This is a genomic window from Streptomyces sp. NBC_00212, from assembly GCF_045206365.1.
In the GTDB taxonomy this organism is placed as follows: domain Bacteria; phylum Actinomycetota; class Actinomycetes; order Streptomycetales; family Streptomycetaceae; genus Streptomyces.
In genome coordinates, this window is sequence record NZ_CP108115.1 from 4,786,953 (window position 1) to 4,804,797 (window position 17,845).

Sequence of the window (17,845 nt, forward strand, 5' to 3'; positions counted from 1 at the left end):
GGCGCCCCCGGACGCGGAGAGATCGCACCGAGTTGGGAGCCGATTCGAGTTCTTCGAACTTGCCGACAGCCGCTGTGGTGCCCCTTCAGCATGTGCTGTTCGCCGTCCCCATTCACCCCTCCTGACCTGCAGCTTTGCGAGTGGGGCTCTTGAGGCAGTGGCGTGATGACGCTATGAACACGGATTCTGGCGGCCGTTTAAACCGGCCCGACCGCGCTGCTGCTTCGGCCGTGCACAGCTGCCACATGAGAGTCCTCGTCCTTCGCGCTCTACATGCCGGGGGACAAGCCGCGCAACCGACATGACCAGCCAGTTCGGCTTCCTCGGTCAGCTCCAAGGCAAGGCCGGTCGATGAGGGGCGTTCGCACGAAGGGAGTCACGCGTGTCTGTAAACCACTGATGCCTCGCCGGGGCGGCGTGAACCTGGCGCGGTCAGCTCGCTCTGGCAGTAAGGCGAATGCCCAGTGGCAGGGCCAATAGATCTGGCTCAATGGGCACATGGAGATTGGCGAGCACTGGGCTTACCGCGCGAGGCCGAAGGATTTGGGCAGCGCGGTTCGCCAGGTGGAAGTCGTGCGAGTGGGCGGCCCCGGCAGGTCTGGCTGGATCCACGTGCGGTTTCTCGGAGGCGGCGACGCCGGTCTGCAGGAATGGGTCAGTCCCGGCTCTCTCGTAGCACCGTGGGCGGACATCGATACGTTCCGCGCGGATGACGCGGCGGAGTTGGCGCTGGCCGAGGCATCCCGCCACGTCCGGGGGAGCACGGAGTTCGAGGCCGCGCGCACGATCCTCGGTTTCGTCCGACCGAAGAACAGGCTGCGCCTGCGCCGAACGGTGGCGGACGCAGGCGTTCTGGAGCTGAGCCGCCTCGACGAAACTGCACCGCTCATCAGCATGGACGCCGCCGAACTCCGCGGCGACACCATGGTGTTCGAGAACCGCCATGGCATGGGCCTGGCCGGTTGGCCGGTTACCGAGCGAGTCGCTCGCCACGTGGCCGGCCGTCTCGCCGACGAGATCCTTCCGGAGGTGGACCGCAAGCAGCGAGACATCGAGCAGGAGCGTGCCCAGCGCTCCTGGTACTCCTACAGTCGGCGGGACGAGCGCAAGTTGGACGCGGAGGCGGCCGTCCTGCGAACCGTCCGGGAGTGGTGCGGCCAAGACAAGGCCGACCGCTACGACGAGTTGGTTGCCCTGCGTGCCGAGGTCATCCGGCTCGGAGAGCTGGTCGAGAAGGCGGTCAAGGCACTACGCGACCGCGGCCACGGCGTTATCGCCTCCACCATTGAGCGCGACCTTGGCGTCCATGTCGCCAGCCTTGATCCTGACGTGCGTCGATGAGACCGCGCCACGGATCTGGCTCCGCCTTGGGTGGCGTCGGCTGTGTATCGGGTTTCTTCTCCTTCTCCGGCCGGTGCGGGTGCCAGCCGTCGAGGAACGGCCGCAGCTGATCTCCCGTCGGCTGCGCATGGAAGTTGAGAGAAACCAGGCCCTTGCCACTAAGGGTGGGGTCGAGCCGGTCGGCCTCCGCCTTCCCCCAAGCCGACCACTCGCGCAGTCTCTCGGCTTCGAGGGCGTCTTCCGACGCCGCGGCGGCTTCATCCAGAGCGGCACAGAACGTCCGCATCTCCCCCACGGCCTGCCACTGCTCAAGGGCCGTGCCGAAGTGCTCGGCCCGCACCGTGTGAACCGCCTTGACCGAGGCCACGCTGACGGCGGCCTCCCACTCCCGCCGCTCGCGCTCCTCCCGCTCCGCTTCCAGGCGCAGGCGCTCGGCCTCTTGCAGCTCTCGCTCTTCTCGCAGGCGCTGCTGCTCCGCCTCACGTTGCAGTCGAGCCCGCTCCTGTTCCTCGGCGCGGGCCTTCAATGCCCGGAAGACTGACCCGACCTGCTCCTCCAACGGCTTCTTGGCCGTGTCGGCCCATTCCTTCTTCCAGCCGTAGCTGTAGCCCGATTGCTGGCTGACCAGCAGCTCCAGTTCGCCGGACGGCTCGAACTTCTGGGCTGGGGTGACACGTTGCCAGTCGTACGTCCGGCGGCCTGGCTGCTTGGGGACGTACCGGACAGGCTTCTGTCGTTCGCGGAAACCGATCTCGTACGTCCTGCCGTGGACGGTGAGCAGCGGCCTCGGCTGCCTGCGCTTCTTGGACACCGCGATCTCGCCGTGGCGTGCGAGGGCTTGCTCAGCGAGGCGCCGGAGCAGCGAGAGCACCCGGGGGAGGACCTCCTCCGAGATCTCGAAGGCGCTGTGGTCTGCGCTGACTGCGGTGATCACGTCCTCGACATCGGTGATCACACGGCTGCGCGCCAGCCGAATCCGGTTCCACTCGGTCTCGTCCTCACCGGTCTCCCGGAGCAGACCGAGGAAGAAGTCCCCCTTCGCCCGCCCGCTGTACTTCAGGCTGAATCCCTCGGGGGCACACTGCCGGGCTGCGTCGAACGCCCTGCGGTAGCGGGCTCGCTCCTCGTCGCTGGGGTTCGGGATCCGGAGGAACCGCCCAGCCTGCCGTACCTCCGCGATCAAGGCGGCTCCGACTTCCGCCGGGGACGGCTTCGAGGGCTTGGTGGCGCGCTGCGGCGTCGGCTTCGTCCCGGACGGGGCTGTGACTCGCTTCTGCGGTGGAGGGGCCGGCCGTGTCCGATGGTCGGAACCTGTTGATCGCTGCCTGCGCCGGGCTGGTTCCGGTCGGTCCGGGTGATGGCCGTGCTCCAGGTAGAAGCGTCCCTCGTCAGTGATCTCCGCCTGCCACTTCCCATCCTGCTTGGGCATGATGATCAGGCGCCGCTCCCTGAGCGCGCGGGCGGTGAGAGCGAACTCGGGGCTGTCCGACGTGACGGGGTCGGCTCCGTCCTCGATGCGGGTGAGGAGTGCGAGCTGCCGGTCATTCAACGGAGACCATCGGTGCATGTCGATCGTCGTACCGCCTGTTGTCTCCTCAGCACAAGCCGTGGGGTGACTCTTGCGGAGCGGATGACGGCTTCGAAGGCGGAACACCTGTCGTTGGAAGCCACTGAGGAGCCGTTCCCCAAAGGCGGCTCCCAAATGGCTCCCAGAACAGGGCCACAACGCAAATCAGGCCCGGTACTGATCTCTCAGTACCGGGCCTGACCTGGTGTTTCAGCTGTCGGGGTGGCGGGATTTGAACCCACGACCTCTTCGTCCCGAACGAAGCGCGCTGCCAAGCTGCGCTACACCCCGATTGTCTCCGCTTGTCGCGGCGACGTCGTTTACTTTAGCCCACTGGCGGCCGGAGACGAAATCCGGTTTCCGGGGTGCCGCAGGCAGGGGCGGACCTGGTCACGGCCGACGATCGTCAGGGCCAGGGCCAGGGCCAGGGCCAGGGCGTAGAGGCCGAGGCTCAGGCATGCCGCGTTGCCCAGGGCGCCCGCGTGCCGTGCTGGACCACGGGGGCGGCCCGGGCTCCTCAGCTCACCGCCGCCGCCCCCGCCGGCCCTCACCCCCGCCGCCCCACCAACGTCAGCAACGTCGCCTCCGGCGGGCACGCGAAGCGGATTGGGGTGTAGCGGTTCGTGCCGCAGCCCGCTGAGACGTGGAGGTAGGCGCGGTTGCCGTCGGTGGAGTGGGTGGACAGGCCCTTTACCCGGTCCGTGTCCAGATCGCAGTTGGTGACCAGCGCGCCGTAGAAGGGGATGCACAGCTGGCCGCCGTGGGTGTGGCCGGCCAGGATCAGGGGGTAGCCGTCCGCGGTGAACGACTCCAGGGAGCGCAGGTAGGGGGCGTGGACCACCGCGATCGACAGGTCGGCGTCCGGCTCCGGGCCGCTGGCCACGCTGTCGTACCGGTCCCGCTTGATGTGCGGGTCGTCCAGGCCCGTGAAGGCCAGCTCCATGCCGTCCAGCTTGAGGCGGCCCCGGGCGTTGCTCAGGTTCACCCAGCCCGCCGTGTCGAATGCGTCCCGCAGCTCTTCCCACGGGTTGTGCACGACGCCGACGGCCGGCGCGTTGCCGTTGAGGCCGTGCCGGCCCTGGGCCTTCTCGAACAGGTACCGGGCGGGGTTGCGCAGCTTCGGGCCGTAGTAGTCGTTCGAGCCGAAGACGTACACGCCGGGGAACTCCATCAGGGGGCCCAGCGCGTCCAGCGCCTCGGGGACGCCCTCCGGGTCGGAGAGGTTGTCGCCCGTGTTCACCACGAAGTCGGGGCGCAGGCCCGCCAGCGACTGCAGCCACGCCCGCTTCTTGCGCTGGCCGCTCACCATGTGGATGTCCGAGACCTGGAGCACGCGCAACGGCCTCGCCCCCGGTGGCAGCACGGGCACCGTGACCCGCCGCAGCCGGAAGGACCGGGCCTCGAAACCGGCCGCATAGGCGAGACCGGCGGCCCCGACCGCCGTGATACCCAAGGGAATTCCGTATCGCGCGCGCATACGCCCATCGTCGCAGACGCCGCCGACAACGGAGTACGGGGCGGAAATCGGCGGGCGGGTACGGCTGTGCACCTGACACACTGGGCACATGACCACGCTCAAGGCCCGACTCAAGGACGACCTCACCACCGCCATGAAGGCGCGCGACGAGCTGCGCTCGTCCACGCTCCGGCTGACCCTCACCGCCGTAGCCAAGGAAGAGGTCGCCGGCAAGACCGCGCGAGAGCTCTCCGACGACGAGGTGCTCAAGGTGATCGCCAAGGAGTCGAAGAAGCGCCGCGAGGCGGCCGAGGCCTTCGAGCAGGGCGGCCGCGCCGAGTCCGCCGCGCGCGAGCTGGCCGAGGGCGAGATCCTCGACGCGTACCTGCCCAAGCAGCTCTCCGACGACGAGCTCGCGGCGATCGTCGCGAGCGCCGTCGAGGAGGCCAGGGCGGCCGGCGCCGAGGGGCCGCGCGCGATGGGCGCCGTCATGAAGATCGTGAACCCGAAGGTGGCGGGCCTCGCCGACGGCGGCCGCGTCGCCGCCGCGGTGAAGAAGCTCCTCGTGGGCTGACCCACCCCGCACGAGCAACACGAGCAAAGGGGCGCCCCGGGATTCTGCGTGAATCCCGGGGCGCCCCTTCATCTACGTGAGTCATCTACGTGAGTCACCTACGTGAGCTCACCGCTACTGCGGCCACCCGCCCGTGTCTCCGCCGATGACGCCCGGCGGGATCGAGATGCCGGGGAAGGGCTGGTTGGGGTTGGGGTTCGGGGGCTTGTTCTCGCCGGGTGGCTTCGGCTTGTGCTTGCCCTTGTTCTTGTTCTTGTCGGGGGTGCTGGCCGACGCGCCGGTCGCCGGGTCACCGGCGGGCTTCTGGCCGGTGTCGGGGATGTTGACGTTGACGAACGGCGCCGACGTCTGGCCCTGCAGCGCGCCGGTCATCGCGTCGCGCCAGATGGGGCCGGGGACCTGACCGCCGTACACCTGCTCGTACGTCTGGCCGCCGATGGTGACGTTGTTCATCTCGACGCGCTGCGACGGGCTGCCGACCCAGACCGCGGCGGACAGGTTCGACGTGTACCCGACGAACCAGGCGTTCTTGCGGGCGTCGGTGGTACCGGTCTTGCCCGCGTTGTCCCGGTCCTTGAGCCCGGCCTCCTGGCCCGTGCCGGAGTCGACCACGCCGCGCAGCAGGGTGTTGATGCTGTCCGCGGTGTTCTGCGACATCGCCTGCGAGCAGGAGCTCTTCGGCACCGGCACCGACGAGCCGTCCGCCTTCTTGATCGACTCGATGGCGATCGGCGTGCAGTACGTGCCCCGGTTGGCGAAGGTCGCGTACGCCGAGGCCATGGTCAGCGGCGAGATGCCGGTCGAGCCGAGGGTCAGCGCCGAGGGCACCATGGGCAGCTTGTCGCCGTTGCCCTGGAGCACGTGCAGCTTGTCCGTCATCTGCGAGACCGGGCACATGCCGATGTCGCCGAGCATCTGCACGAAGTACGTGTTGACCGACTTGGCCATCGCGTCCCTCAGTGAGAACGGGCCGACCTCGGACTCGTTCTCGTTCTCCAGGTGGTACGGGTTGGGCTTGCCGTCGTTGACCCACGGCTTGCCGGTGCACGTCTGGACGGACGCCGGATAGTCCATCTCGTACGGGGCCGGGTACTGCTGGGTCGGCGGCTTGCCGCCCTCGATCGCGGCCGCGGCCAGGAACGGCTTGAAGGTCGAGCCGACCGGGAAGCCGTAATTGGAGCCGCCCATCTGCCGGTTGACCGAGAAGTTGATCTGCGTCTCGTTGTCGCCGAAGCCGTACGGCTTGGACTGGCCCATCGCCAGGATCTTGCCGCTGCCGGGCTGGACCAGCGAGACCGCGGTCGCGACGCTGTCCTTCTGGTAGACGTGGTTCTTGATCGAATCCTGCGTCGACTTCTGCGCCTGCGGGTCGAGCGTGGTCTGAACGGTGAGCCCGCCCTGGTTCCAGAGCTTGGCCCGGTCTTCCTTGGTCTTGCCGAAGACCGGGTCGGACAGGAACACCTCGCGTACGTAGTCGCAGAAGAAGCCCGCGCCGTCGACGGCGGTGATGCAGCCGTTCTTCGGCTTGCTCACGCTCAGCTTGATCGGCGCTTCCTTGGCCTTGTCGGCCTCGGCCTGCGAGATGTCCTTCATGTCGGCCATCCGCTGGAGCACCGTGTTGCGGCGCTTCTTGGACTCCTGCGCGTCGTTCACGGGGTCGTACCGGCTGGGCGACTGCACGATCCCGGCGAGCATCGCCGACTCGTCCAGGGTCAGGTCCTTGGCCGACTTGGAGAAGTAGCGCTTGGCGGCGGCCTCGATGCCGTACGCCTGCTGCCCGAAGAACGTGATGTTGAGGTAGTTCTCCAGGATCTTCTTCTTGCCGAGCTCCTCCTCGACCTGGATCGCGTACTTGAGCTCCTTGACCTTGCGGCCGATCGTCTGCTGGGTGGCCTCGGCGACCTTGTCGGGGTCGTCACCGGCCTCCTCGACGAAGACGTTCTTCACGTACTGCTGCGTGAGGGTGGACGCGCCCTGGGCGACACCGCCGCTGGTCGCGTTCTTGTTCATCGCGCGCAGGACGCCCTTGAGGTCGATCGCGCCGTGCTCGTAGAAGCGCGAGTCCTCGATCGCGACGATCGCCTTCTGCATGTACGGGGAGATGTCGGCGAGCGGCACCACGGTGCGGTCGCGCGAGTAGACCTGGGCGATCGTGCCGCCCTTGCTGTCCAGGATCGTGGTGCGCTGGCTCAGCGGCGGGGTCTTGAGATTGGCCGGGATCTCGTCGAACCCCTCGACCGTGCCCTTGGCCGCGAGCCCCAGCGCGCCGGCCGCCGGCAGGGCGATCCCCGCGAGCACGGCCCCCGCCAACACACTCACGCCGAGGAACTTGGCGGCCTGCTGGGTCCCGGTCAGGCCTCCGCCCGATCGCTTCTTTGCCATGGGGGCAGCCTACGTTCTCAATCGCCGGACACGGGTGAAGGCTCTGGCCTAAGCTGCTCTCAACTGTCACAGCAGTGCGGTTCCGTATCAAGGTCGGCACGTGCGTGGAAGTGTTCCGCCGTCCCCCGAATCCGGCAGGAATCAACCCGGTTGGTGTCCGATTGCGCCTCATGCGTCACCGGGCGTCCGTTGTGACTCAGCTGATACGTCCCATTATTTCGGATTCATCGCTCATGTCCTCGGCTCACTCCGTTGGGTGATCTGCCGCGTACGCATAGTCCGTTCGGGCCATTCAAGATTGGGCCCGACGGGGGTGTTGCGCTGTGCCCACCTTCCGTAACGTCCTCAACTGGCAGCGGTGAATATGCCGCTGCCGCCGTGGGGGAGCCTCGATTCGGGAGAGGACGGCGCCGGCATGGGCTGGGTAACCGACTGGAGTGCGCAGGCAGCCTGCCGCACTACCGATCCGGACGAACTGTTTGTACAGGGTGCAGCGCAGAACAGGGCCAAGGCGGTGTGCACCGGTTGCCCGGTGCGGACCGAGTGCCTGGCCGATGCGCTCGACAATCGCGTCGAGTTCGGCGTGTGGGGCGGAATGACGGAACGGGAGCGGCGCGCACTCCTGCGCAGGCGCCCCACCGTCACCTCTTGGCACCGCCTCCTCGAAACCGCGCGCACCGAGTACGAGCGCAGCACGGGAATCCTGCCCGTGTGCGCGGAGGAGGAGTCGGCGTACGACTACCGGCATTCCTTCGGAGACGAGGCGTACGCCGCAGCGGGCTGACGAGGTCGGAGGATCAGGCAGCTCCGGCCGGGGCCCCACCGGCCGCGAGCCGGTCCCCGATGATCCGCAGCCCCGCGAGGTCGTGCACATCGCCGGGCAGGGCGGCCACTTCGGCGACCGGGACCTCGGGGTGGAGTGCGGTGAAACGGTCGCGCGTCCGCCGTTCACGTGCGAGGACCTGCATGCGCTCGGCATGCAGCCGCAGCAGCCCGGCGGTCAGCCGCTCGACGGATTCCTGATCCGGGTCCACCTGATCCGGGTCTACAACCGCGTCTACCCGATCCGGGTCCGTGTCTGCGCGTGCACCAGCTGCGTCAACGTGGGAAGCGTCAGCGTTGGGAGAGGAATCGCTGGAGCCACGATCTCCAGCCTTCCCGGCCTCCTGATCGACAATGCGACGCTCGTCAAGATTTTCTGCAGGGATTTCTGCAAGGTGATCCGGATTGTTTTCCGCGTGATCCGGAAGGTCCGGGGCCTCCGCCGGATCCGGCAGTTCTTCGAGGCTCTCCGCCGCGGCGAGGGCGCGCTCGGCCGAGAGCCGGGACGCCGCACTGCCGTGCACGCGGTTGAGTACGAGCCCGGCCAGCGGCATGTCGTCGGCGGCGAGGCGCTCCACGAAGTACGCGGCCTCGCGCAGCGCGTCCCGCTCGGGCGCGGCGACGACGAGGAACGCGGTGCCCGGCGCCTGCAACAGCCGGTAGGTGGCATCTGCCCTGGTCCGGAACCCGCCGAACATCGTGTCCATGGCCGCCACGAAGGTCTGCACGTCGTGCAGGAAGGGCCCGCCGAGCAGCTTGCCCAGGGTGCCGGTCATCATCGACATGCCGACATTGAGGAACTTCATCCCGGCCCGGCCGCCCATCTTCGCGGGCGCCATGAGCAGCTTGATGAACTTGCCGTCGAGGAACGACCCGAGACGTTTCGGCGCGTCCAGGAAGTCGAGCGCGGAGCGCGACGGCGGGGTGTCGACCACGATCAGGTCCCACTCGTCCCGGGCCCGCAGCTGCCCCAGCTTCTCCATCGCCATGTACTCCTGCGTGCCGGCGAAGCCGGCCGACAGGGACTGGTAGAAGGGGTTCGTCAGGATCGCCTTGGCCCGGTCCGGATCCGCGTGCGCCTCGACGATCTCGTCGAACGTCCGCTTCATGTCGAGCATCATGGCGTGCAGTTCGCCGTCGCCCTCTATGTCCTTGACCCGGCGCGGGGTGTTGTCGAGCGAGTCGATCCCCATGGACTGGGCGAGCCTGCGGGCCGGGTCGATGGTGAGCACCACGACCTTCCGGCCGCGCTCGGCAGCCCGAACTCCCAGTGCAGCAGCGGTAGTTGTCTTGCCCACCCCGCCCGAGCCGCAGCACACGATGATGCGGGTCCCCGGATCGTCCAGCAGCGGATCGACCGCCAGCGGCTCGGCCGCGTCCAAAGTCACTCACCCACCCCGAGCTTGCGCAGTTCCGAGGCCAGGCGGTACAGCCCGGCCAGATCCATTCCCTCGCCGATCAGCGGCAGTTCGTACGTCGGCAGCCCCAACCGGCCGAGCGCGGCCCGCTGTTCACGCTCCAGCTCCACCCGCTCGGCATGCTCGGCGGCCTGCTCCAGGAGCGGAGTCACCAGCTTCGCCGAACCGGTGACCCCGGCCCGCGTCAGCGTCTTGGCGACCTCCTTGCGCCGGTCGCCCGTGACCCCGCGCACCGCCGCCTCGTCCAGGACGTGCGGCCGGACCATGTTCACGATGACGTTGCCCGCCGGCAGCTCGGCACCCCGCAGCTCGGCGATCCCGTCGACCGTCTCCTGTACGGGCATCTCCTCCAGCAGTGTCACCAAGTGCACAGCTGTTTCAGGGGACTTGAGGACCCGCATGACGGCCTGCGCCTGATTGTGTATCGGGCCGATCTTCGCGAGCCCGGCCACCTCGTCGTTCACGTTCAAGAAGCGCGTGATGCGCCCGGTGGGCGGCGCGTCCATCACGACGTAGTCGTACGCGTACGCCCCTTGCTTGTTCTTGCGGCGCACCGCCTCACAGGCCTTGCCGGTCAGGAGTACGTCACGTACCCCCGGCGCGATGGTGGTCGCGAAGTCGATCGCGCCGAGCTTCTTCAGTGCCCGACCCGCCCCTCCCAGCTTGTAGAACATCTGGAGGTAGTCGAGAAGTGCCCGCTCCGCGTCGATGGCCAGCGCGTACACCTCCCCGCCACCGGGCGCGACGGCGATCTTGCGCTCCTCGTACGGAAAGGCTTCCGTCTCGAAGAGCTGCGCGATGCCCTGTCTGCCCTCGACCTCGACGAGGAGCGTGCGCCTGCCCTCCGTCGCGAGGGCGAGCGCGAGTGCTGCGGCGACCGTGGTCTTGCCGGTACCGCCCTTGCCGCTGACGACCTGGAGCCTGCTCACATCGTCGAGCCTAACCAGTCCGCCCGCCGCTCACGCATGTGGTCCGCGTAAGGCGCCCGCGAGAGAGGGCGGCGGGCAGCGGCTACAGTCGGGCCCATGACCAAGTGGGAATACGCGACCGTGCCCCTTCTCGTGCACGCGACCAAGCAGATTCTGGACACCTGGGGCGAGGACGGCTGGGAGCTGGTCCAGGTCGTCCCCGGGCCGAACAACCCCGAGCAGCTCGTGGCCTACCTGAAGCGGGAGAAGCAGGCATGAGCGCCGTCGAAGCCAAGCTGGCCGAACTGGGCCTGACCCTCCCGTCGGTCGTACCGCCGCTCGCCGCGTACCAGCCCGCCGTGCAGTCCGGCGTGTACGTCTACACCGCCGGCCAGCTCCCCATGGTGGAGGGCAAGCTGCCCGTCACCGGCAAGGTCGGCGGCGAGGTCACCCCGGAGGAGGCCAAGGAACTGGCCGCCACCTGCGCCCTGAACGCGCTGGCCGCGGTCAAGTCCGTCGTAGGCGACCTGGACCGCATCGCGCGCGTCGTGAAGGTCGTCGGCTTCGTGGCCTCCGCCCCCGACTTCACCGGCCAGCCCGGTGTCATCAACGGCGCCAGCGAACTCCTCGGCGCCGTCCTCGGCGACAAGGGCGTGCACGCCCGCAGCGCGGTGGGCGTAGCGGTGCTGCCCCTGGACGCCCCGGTCGAGGTCGAGATCCAGGTGGAGCTCGTCGAGGCCTGACGTCCTCCTGCTGTTGTCGAGTGCTGATCCCCTCTCGGCTGATCTCCTCTCGTCGAGGGCCGACCCCAAAGGGGCCGGCCCTTCGCCGTTTGACGGCTCACGGCTCATGGCGCGTGGCTCACGGCGTGTGGCTCATGGTGCGTGGCCGATGGTTGGCGGCCGTGCCACTGGCCGCCGTGCCGCTGACGGCTGGCTGCCGCCGACGGCCGCCCGCTGCTGGCCGGTGGTGGGCGCGGATGGCTGGGCTCCGGAGGCGGGTGCTCGACCGCCGACCGGTACGGCTGGTGGCGGCCGCCGACGGTTGACCGCTGTCAGCCAGTGCCGGCCGGTGCTGGCCGAGGTCGGGTGATGGGTCGGCCGCTGTCGGATCGCGGGTGCCCGCTCGGGCGCGCCCGAGCGTGTCAAAGGGATGTCACCTACACGCACCCCCCTCGAACATCCGCACGCCACCCCGTAGCATCCGCCCATGCCCAATGGTCAGTGGTACCCGCCGGAGTGGCCGGACCGCATTCGCGCCCTCGCCGCAGGCGAGCTCACCGCGGTCGAGCCGCGGCGGGCCGCCACCGTGATGCTGCTCCGGGACGGGGCGGCCGGCACGGACACCGGCCCCGCCGTCCACATGCTGCGCAGACGCACCTCCATGGCTTTCGCCGGAGGCGCTTACGCGTACCCGGGCGGCGGTGTGGACCCCCGCGACGCCGAGGACGCCCAGCTCGGCTGGGCAGGACCGCCGCGCGAGACCTGGGCCGAACGCCTCGGCACCGACCCCGCCTCCGCCCAGGCCATCGTCTGCGCCGCGGTGCGCGAGACCTACGAGGAGGCGGGCGTCCTCCTCGCGGGCCCCGACGCCACCACCGTCGTCGGCGACACCACCGGCGACGACTGGGAGGCCGACCGCCAGGCACTGGTGAGCCGCGACCTCAGCTTCGCCGAGTTCCTGGACCGGCGCGGCCTCATGCTCCGCTCCGATCTGCTCGGCGCCTGGGCGCGCTGGATCACCCCCGAATTCGAGCCCCGGCGGTACGACACCTGGTTCTTCGTCGCGGCGCTCCCCGAAGGACAGGTCACCCGGAACGCCTCCACCGAGGCCGACCGCACCGTCTGGATCCACCCCGTCGAAGCCGCCGCCGGCTACGACAAGGGCGAGCTCCTGATGATGCCGCCGACCATTTCCACCCTGCGTGACCTCCTTCCGTACGCCACTGCCGCCGAAGCCCTCATGGGCGCGGCCGAGCGCGATCTGACCCCGGTCCTCGCCCGGGCCCGCCTGACCGACACCGGGGAACTCGTCCTGAGCTGGCCCGGCCACGACGAGTTCACCAAGCACATCCCGGCCGGGGGCCGCCCCTCATGACCACTGCCGCCGCCACCCCCATCGACCTTGCGCGGGACGGCCTCGCGAGGCGCGGTCGCCACACCCTGCCCCGGTCCGCGAGGCTTGGCCGGACGACCACCGAGTCCGCCACCCCTGGAGGTGCCGTATGAGTGATGCCGCCGCTCTTCCCGGGCAGCCGCGCGGCGGGGTCCTTTCGGGCCGTGCGACCGACCGCGCGATCAACGTCCTCGCGCCCAACCCCTCCGCGATGACCCTGGACGGCACCAACACCTGGATCGTCGCCGAGCCCGACTCCGACCTGGCCGTCGTCATCGACCCCGGACCGCTCGACGACGCGCACCTCAACCGCGTCATCGCCACGGCCGAGAAGGCGGGCAAGCGGGTCGCGCTGACCCTGCTCACCCATGGGCACCCCGACCACGCCGAGGGCGCGGCCCGCTTCGCGGAGCTGACCCGTACCCCCGTGCGCGCCTTGGACCCGGCCCTGCGCCTGGGGGACGAGGGCCTCGCCGCGGGCGATGTCATCACCACCGGTGGTCTGGAGATGAGGGTGGTGCCCACCCCGGGCCACACCGCTGACTCGCTCTGCTTTCATCTGCCCGCCGACCGGGCCGTCCTGACGGGCGACACGGTCCTCGGGCGCGGCACGACCGTCGTGGCCCACCCCGACGGCCGCCTGGGCGACTATCTCGACTCCCTTCGCAGGCTGCGTTCGCTGACAGTTGATGACGGTGTGCACACCGTGCTGCCGGGTCATGGCCCGGTGCTGGACGACGCGCAGGGCGCCGTCGAGTTCTATCTGGCCCACCGCGCCCACCGGCTGGCGCAGGTGGAGACGGCGGTGGAGAACGGCCACCTCACGGCGGCGGACGTGGTGGCCCTGGTCTACTCGGACGTCGACCGGTCGCTGTGGCCGGCCGCCGAGCTTTCGGTGCGCGCGCAGCTCGAATATCTGCGTGAGCACGGCCTTATTTGACGTTGCGTCAGGAGCGGTGCTGGTTTGGTTGTGCGTGAACTGGCGCTCCGTAGAGGAGAGTTGAGTGAGGCGGTGCTCAACTCTCGTACGGGCGCGGCGACTTGGCGCCATGGACCGTGAGGTATTCGGCGGCGAGCCACGGTCCGAGATTTTCGGTGTACATATCGAGAACGTTCCGGTCCGCGACCGGGTTCCCGGCCAGCACGGCAATTTCTCTCAACTGCCCGGCGCGCTCCGGGTAGTAGCGCCCGAAGATCTCCGCCTGCTCCGCCAGATCGCTGGTCCAGCCGCCGTACCGCGGCATGACGAGCGTGAACGCGGTCCGCACGAGCTTGCGCGAGGCGCGGCGCATGAGCGACCGGAGTGCCGCGTCGTCGGCGGCCTCCGCGACTTGCCGGCGCCAGCGGGGGAGGGCGTCGCCGAGGTCGCCGTTGGTCTCGCGGGCGAGCAGCGAGGTGGGCCGGTAGCGGGGCAGGTGCTCGGCGAGGTCGTCCCCGAGCAACGGGGTGCACAGGCAGGCCACGAACCAGCCGAGGTCGTACCGCTCAAGGTCGCTCAGCAGCACGTCCCGGCCGAACAGCAGGATCCCGGCCCCGTCGATCACGTCGAAACCGGCGTCCAGCTCGGACTCGATGTTCCGTGCCTCGGCCCGGTCGGCCTCCGTCGGCGACTCATGCAGCGCGAGCAGCACGTCCAGGTCGGACCGGCGCGCCCGCGCCGTGCCGCGCGGCACGGATCCGTACAGGTACGCGCTGTGCAGCCGCCCGCCGAACCGGTGCGCCACCTGGTCGCGCAGGGCGGCGACGACGGCCCGGAACTCCGGCCGCACAAGGCCGAGCGACCCCTCGCGCTCGATGTATCCGTCTTTCCCGGCCATGCGCCCTTGTGCCCCCGTGTCCTTGCGTTCCGCTGCGCGCGCGCCGCGACCGTACGCGCGGAGCACAGCAGTTACGCGCAGAGTAGACCGGGCCACTGACAGACGGGCAGCTCGGTCCGTCCCCCGCCTGTGCGTACGTGTTCGTGGGGCCCAAGTGCGGCCGCGGGGAAGTCGGCCCACGCGAAAGGGGCCGGTCTAGGGTGGGACCGGCCCCTCAGGCGGGCGAACAGAGGCGGCTGCGCAGGACGCGGCCGCGGACGGCGACGCTCAGCGCGAGCGCTTCGCCAGGCGCTCCACGTCCAGCAGGATGACCGCGCGGGCCTCCAGGCGCAGCCAGCCGCGCTGGGCGAAGTCGGCGAGCGCCTTGTTGACCGTCTCGCGGGAGGCGCCGACCAGCTGGGCCAGCTCTTCCTGCGTCAGGTCGTGGACGACGTGGATGCCTTCCTCGGACTGCACGCCGAAGCGGCGCGACAGGTCGAGGAGCGCGCGGGCGACACGGCCCGGCACGTCGGAGAAGACCAGGTCGGACATCTGGTCGTTGGTCTTGCGCAGTCGGCGGGCGACGGCGCGGAGCAGCGCCGTGGCCACCTCCGGGCGGGCGTTCAGCCAGGGCTGAAGGTCGCCGTGGCCCAGGCCCAGCAGCTTGACCTCGGTCAGCGCGGTCGCGGTGGCGGTGCGCGGGCCCGGGTCGAAGAGGGACAGCTCGCCGATGAGCTCGCCGGGGCCGAGGACCGCCAGCATGTTCTCCCGGCCGTCGGGTGAGGTGCGGTGCAGCTTCACCTTGCCCTCGGTGACCACGTACAGGCGGTCGCCGGGGTCGCCCTCGTGGAAGAGGGCGTCGCCGCGGGCGAGCGTCACCTCACTCATCGAGGCGCGGAGCTCCGCGGCCTGCTCGTCATCGAGCGCCGCGAAGAGCGGGGCGCGCCGCAGAACGTCGTCCACGAATCTCTCCTTGTCGACCGGTATCAGGGGAGCCTGCTCCCCATTTTGCCGGACGGTCTAAACAGTGCGATCAATCACAAGGATGACGTACTGGAGTGCCGGACCGTGAGTCAGGGGGCCGATTGGGGCGCTGATTCGCTGTGGCCGGGGCGGATGTCGGTGCCGGGCTTTAGGCTGGCCGGGTGTCCAATTCGCCGGTGAGAGCGCAGGCCAGGGGGCTGGAAGAGTGTCCGCAGACAATGATTCCGCTGTGGGCGAACAGCCCGCGTCCAGGGCGAAAGAGCCCGCGAAGAAGGCCGCGCGGGCTTCCGGAGCCGCCTCTTCCGCACGCCCCGGCAAGACAGCCGGCAAGACGGTCGGCAGCACGACAGAGCCGGCCGGGAAGGCCGCCCGAGTGAAACCCGCCGGCAAGGAGCCCGCCATGGTCAAGCCCGTCGTCAAGAAGGCCGCTGCCAAGAAGGCGGCCTCCAAGGTGACGGCCGCCAAGGGCACGTCCGCCGATGCGGCGCCTCCTGAGGAGGCGGCCTCCCCGGGTGGCCCCCAAGCGAAAGTCGCGCCGAAGTCCAAGGGCGCGGCCACCGCCAAGCGCGCCCCCAAGGCCACCGGTACGGGCACCGCCACGGGCCGGCCCGTCGGAGCCAAGCCCGAGTCCCATCTCGCGATGGTCCGCCGGGCCCGCCGGATCAACCGCGAGCTCGCCGAGGTCTATCCGTACGCCCATCCCGAACTGGACTTCCGGAACCCCTTCGAGTTGCTCGTCGCGACCGTCCTGTCCGCGCAGACCACCGACCTCCGGGTCAACCAGACGACACCGGGCCTGTTCGCCGCGTACCCGACGCCCGAGGACCTTGCCGCGGCGAACCCCGAGGAGGTCGAGGCGATCATCCGGCCCACCGGGTTCTTCCGGGCCAAGACCAAGTCGATCATGGGGCTCGCCACCGCCCTCAGGGACGAGTTCGGCGGCGAGGTGCCGGGTCGTCTGGAGGATCTGGTCAAGCTGCCCGGGGTCGGGCGCAAGACCGCAAATGTCGTGCTCGGCAACGCATTTGGGGTGCCGGGGATCACCGTCGACACCCACTTCGGCAGGTTGGTGCGCCGGTTCAAGTGGACCGAGCAGGACGATCCGGAGAAGGTCGAGGCGGAGATCTGCGCGATCTTCCCCAAGAGCGAGTGGACGATGCTCTCGCACCGGGTCGTCTTCCACGGCCGCCGCATCTGCCACGCCCGCAAGCCCGCCTGCGGCGCCTGCCCGATCGCCCCGCTGTGTCCGTCGTACGGCGAAGGCGAGACCGATCCCGAGAAGGCGCGGAAGCTCCTCAAGTACGAGAAGGGCGGCCTGCCGGGCCAGCGGCTGAGCCCGCCGCCCGACTACCCGGGCCTGCCCGCGCCGCCGCTGGGAGCCGGCTGACGTCACCCGGAAGACGGACGCTGGAGCCGGCCGGAACGAAAGCGACCGGCACAGGCGTTGTGGACGATGAATGACGGGGGTGCAGATGACGCACACGAGCGAGACGTATGACGGTGATCTGAGCGCGACCGGAGATCTTGGCCGCACCGGCGGCCCGGTCGGTCGCCCGGACACGGATCGGGCCCGCAGCGCCGGCCTGAGCGGCCGTATCGGCGGGCCCGGCCACGCCCAGGCGGCGAGCGGCGCGGGCGACCCGGCCGGGCCCGCCACTCCGCGCGCCATAGGCGACCCCACCAGAGACCCCGCCAAGGACGCCGCCAGGGCCCGGGCCACCGGCCACGCCGCCGTCGGCCACGCGGGCGTGGGGCGCGCCACCACAGGCCACGCGGCGCCCGGCGCCGATCCGCCCGCCCGCCCCGGTACGAACGGCCTCGCCGTGACCAGCGAGGGCCTGCCCGGCTGGCTGGCGCCGGTCGCGCGGGCGGCCGAGGCCGTCGAGCCCGAGCAGATGAGCCGGTTCCTGCCGCCGGAGAGCGGCGACGGGCGGCAGTCCGCCGTGCTCGTCCTGTTCGGCGAGGGCCCGCGCGGCCCCGAGCTGCTCCTCATGGAGCGGGCCAGCCAGCTCCGTTCGCACGGCGGCCAGCCCTCCTTCCCGGGCGGCGCCCTAGACCCGGAGGACGGCGACCCGGCCACCACGGGCCCGCTGCGGGCCGCGCTGCGCGAGGCCGAGGAGGAGACCGGGCTCGACCCGGCCGGCGTCCAGGTCTTCGGCGTGCTGCCCCGGCTCTACATCCCGGTCAGCGGCTTCGTCGTGACGCCCGTGCTCGGCTGGTGGCGCGAGCCGACGCCGGTGCGGGCCGTCGACAGCGGCGAGACGGCCCGCGTCTTCACGGTGCCCGTGGCGGATCTCACGGACCCGGCCAACCGCGCGACCGCCGTCCACCCACGGGGCCACACAGGCCCGGCATTCCTGGTCGAATCGGCGCTGGTGTGGGGCTTCACGGCCGGTGTGATCGACCGGATCGTGCACTACGCGGGCTGGGAGCGCCCGTGGGACCGAGCCAAGCGGGTGCCGCTCGACTGGCACGCGTGACA

At 70.0% G+C, this 17,845-nt stretch carries 16 protein-coding genes and 1 tRNA gene; 9 read left to right on the forward strand and 8 right to left on the reverse strand.

The window, feature by feature from the left end:
* Positions 1 to 498: 498 nt before the first annotated feature.
* A complete protein-coding gene (locus tag OHA17_RS22030; protein ID WP_406508029.1) occupies positions 499 to 1,341 on the forward strand; it encodes a PE-PGRS family protein in 843 nt (280 codons plus the stop codon).
* Here the strand turns inward: OHA17_RS22030 and OHA17_RS22035 are convergent.
* The 3 genes from OHA17_RS22035 to OHA17_RS22045 form a co-directional block, all read right to left on the reverse strand.
* The gene (locus OHA17_RS22035) at positions 1,271 to 2,908 is read right to left on the reverse strand and encodes a PE-PGRS family protein (protein WP_406508030.1); all 1,638 of its coding nucleotides are present in this window, start codon (positions 2,906 to 2,908) and stop codon (positions 1,271 to 1,273) included. The two genes, OHA17_RS22030 and OHA17_RS22035, sit on opposite strands and share 71 nt — an antisense overlap.
* A 217-nt stretch (positions 2,909 to 3,125) precedes the next feature.
* Positions 3,126 to 3,199 (reverse strand) — tRNA-Pro (locus tag OHA17_RS22040).
* A gap of 256 nt (positions 3,200 to 3,455) precedes the next feature.
* Entirely contained in the window at positions 3,456 to 4,385 is a 930-nt protein-coding gene (locus OHA17_RS22045) for a metallophosphoesterase (RefSeq protein WP_406508031.1), read from the reverse strand.
* 88 nt (positions 4,386 to 4,473) lie between these two features.
* Between OHA17_RS22045 and OHA17_RS22050 the strand changes: the two genes are divergently transcribed.
* Entirely contained in the window at positions 4,474 to 4,938 is a 465-nt protein-coding gene (locus tag OHA17_RS22050; RefSeq protein ID WP_406508032.1) for a GatB/YqeY domain-containing protein, read from the forward strand.
* 114 nt (positions 4,939 to 5,052) lie between these two features.
* On the opposite strand, the gene OHA17_RS22055 is transcribed toward OHA17_RS22050, so the two are convergent.
* Positions 5,053 to 7,320 carry a transglycosylase domain-containing protein gene (locus OHA17_RS22055; RefSeq protein WP_406508033.1) on the reverse strand — a complete coding sequence of 756 codons (2,268 nt, stop codon included), beginning with the start codon at positions 7,318 to 7,320 and terminating at the stop codon, positions 5,053 to 5,055.
* A gap of 415 nt (positions 7,321 to 7,735) precedes the next feature.
* On the opposite strand from OHA17_RS22055, the gene OHA17_RS22060 reads away from it, so the two are divergent.
* The gene (locus tag OHA17_RS22060) at positions 7,736 to 8,104 is read left to right on the forward strand and encodes a WhiB family transcriptional regulator (RefSeq protein ID WP_189961774.1); all 369 of its coding nucleotides are present in this window, start codon (positions 7,736 to 7,738) and stop codon (positions 8,102 to 8,104) included.
* Between the two features lie 13 nt (positions 8,105 to 8,117).
* Here the strand turns inward: OHA17_RS22060 and OHA17_RS22065 are convergent, their stop codons facing one another.
* Together OHA17_RS22065 and OHA17_RS22070 are read right to left on the reverse strand one after the other, a co-directional pair.
* Entirely contained in the window at positions 8,118 to 9,530 is a 1,413-nt protein-coding gene (locus OHA17_RS22065; protein ID WP_406508034.1) for an ArsA family ATPase, read from the reverse strand.
* Positions 9,527 to 10,489, reverse strand: coding sequence for an ArsA family ATPase (locus OHA17_RS22070; RefSeq protein ID WP_398878675.1), 963 nt, complete (start codon positions 10,487 to 10,489; stop codon positions 9,527 to 9,529). Before OHA17_RS22070 ends, OHA17_RS22065 begins: the two co-directional genes overlap by 4 nt.
* Before the next feature lie 96 nt (positions 10,490 to 10,585).
* Between OHA17_RS22070 and OHA17_RS22075 the strand changes: the two genes are divergently transcribed.
* From OHA17_RS22075 to OHA17_RS22090, 4 genes are all read left to right on the forward strand, one after another.
* Positions 10,586 to 10,747, forward strand: coding sequence for a DUF4177 domain-containing protein (locus OHA17_RS22075; RefSeq protein ID WP_003975360.1), 162 nt, complete (start codon positions 10,586 to 10,588; stop codon positions 10,745 to 10,747).
* A complete protein-coding gene (locus OHA17_RS22080) occupies positions 10,744 to 11,211 on the forward strand; it encodes a RidA family protein (RefSeq protein ID WP_053728120.1) in 468 nt (155 codons plus the stop codon). Before OHA17_RS22075 ends, OHA17_RS22080 begins: the two co-directional genes overlap by 4 nt.
* Before the next feature lie 466 nt (positions 11,212 to 11,677).
* A complete protein-coding gene (locus tag OHA17_RS22085) occupies positions 11,678 to 12,565 on the forward strand; it encodes an NUDIX hydrolase (protein ID WP_406508035.1) in 888 nt (295 codons plus the stop codon).
* 127 nt (positions 12,566 to 12,692) lie between these two features.
* Positions 12,693 to 13,523 carry an MBL fold metallo-hydrolase gene (locus OHA17_RS22090; RefSeq protein ID WP_398878671.1) on the forward strand — a complete coding sequence of 277 codons (831 nt, stop codon included), beginning with the start codon at positions 12,693 to 12,695 and terminating at the stop codon, positions 13,521 to 13,523.
* A gap of 76 nt (positions 13,524 to 13,599) precedes the next feature.
* Here the strand turns inward: OHA17_RS22090 and OHA17_RS22095 are convergent, their stop codons facing one another.
* Both OHA17_RS22095 and OHA17_RS22100 read right to left on the reverse strand, forming a co-directional pair.
* Complete coding sequence (locus OHA17_RS22095) at positions 13,600 to 14,400, reverse strand: nucleotidyltransferase (protein ID WP_406508036.1); 801 nt, start codon at positions 14,398 to 14,400, stop codon at positions 13,600 to 13,602.
* 267 nt (positions 14,401 to 14,667) lie between these two features.
* Positions 14,668 to 15,342 carry a Crp/Fnr family transcriptional regulator gene (locus tag OHA17_RS22100; RefSeq protein ID WP_017947815.1) on the reverse strand — a complete coding sequence of 225 codons (675 nt, stop codon included), beginning with the start codon at positions 15,340 to 15,342 and terminating at the stop codon, positions 14,668 to 14,670.
* Between the two features lie 421 nt (positions 15,343 to 15,763).
* Between OHA17_RS22100 and nth the strand changes: the two genes are divergently transcribed.
* Both nth and OHA17_RS22110 read left to right on the forward strand, forming a co-directional pair.
* Positions 15,764 to 16,750, forward strand: coding sequence for an endonuclease III (nth, locus tag OHA17_RS22105; protein WP_406508037.1), 987 nt, complete (start codon positions 15,764 to 15,766; stop codon positions 16,748 to 16,750).
* Positions 16,751 to 17,186: 436 nt separating this feature from the next.
* Entirely contained in the window at positions 17,187 to 17,843 is a 657-nt protein-coding gene (locus OHA17_RS22110; protein ID WP_406510781.1) for an NUDIX hydrolase, read from the forward strand.
* Positions 17,844 to 17,845: the final 2 nt, after the last annotated feature.

Bases quoted from the DNA above. Each gene is read 5' to 3' on its own strand.
- nth (WP_406508037.1), top strand. From the start codon at position 15,764: ATGGTCAAGCCCGTCGTCAAGAAGGCCGCTGCCAAGAAGGCGGCCTCC.
- OHA17_RS22075 (WP_003975360.1), top strand. From the start codon at position 10,586: ATGACCAAGTGGGAATACGCGACCGTGCCCCTTCTCGTGCACGCGACC.
- OHA17_RS22090 (WP_398878671.1), top strand. From the start codon at position 12,693: ATGAGTGATGCCGCCGCTCTTCCCGGGCAGCCGCGCGGCGGGGTCCTT.
- OHA17_RS22085 (WP_406508035.1), top strand. From the start codon at position 11,678: ATGCCCAATGGTCAGTGGTACCCGCCGGAGTGGCCGGACCGCATTCGC.
- OHA17_RS22080 (WP_053728120.1), top strand. From the start codon at position 10,744: ATGAGCGCCGTCGAAGCCAAGCTGGCCGAACTGGGCCTGACCCTCCCG.
- OHA17_RS22035 (WP_406508030.1), bottom strand. From the start codon at position 2,908: ATGCACCGATGGTCTCCGTTGAATGACCGGCAGCTCGCACTCCTCACC.
- OHA17_RS22055 (WP_406508033.1), bottom strand. From the start codon at position 7,320: ATGGCAAAGAAGCGATCGGGCGGAGGCCTGACCGGGACCCAGCAGGCC.
- OHA17_RS22095 (WP_406508036.1), bottom strand. From the start codon at position 14,400: ATGGCCGGGAAAGACGGATACATCGAGCGCGAGGGGTCGCTCGGCCTT.
- OHA17_RS22045 (WP_406508031.1), bottom strand. From the start codon at position 4,385: ATGCGCGCGCGATACGGAATTCCCTTGGGTATCACGGCGGTCGGGGCC.
- OHA17_RS22060 (WP_189961774.1), top strand. From the start codon at position 7,736: ATGGGCTGGGTAACCGACTGGAGTGCGCAGGCAGCCTGCCGCACTACC.
- OHA17_RS22050 (WP_406508032.1), top strand. From the start codon at position 4,474: ATGACCACGCTCAAGGCCCGACTCAAGGACGACCTCACCACCGCCATG.
- OHA17_RS22030 (WP_406508029.1), top strand. From the start codon at position 499: ATGGAGATTGGCGAGCACTGGGCTTACCGCGCGAGGCCGAAGGATTTG.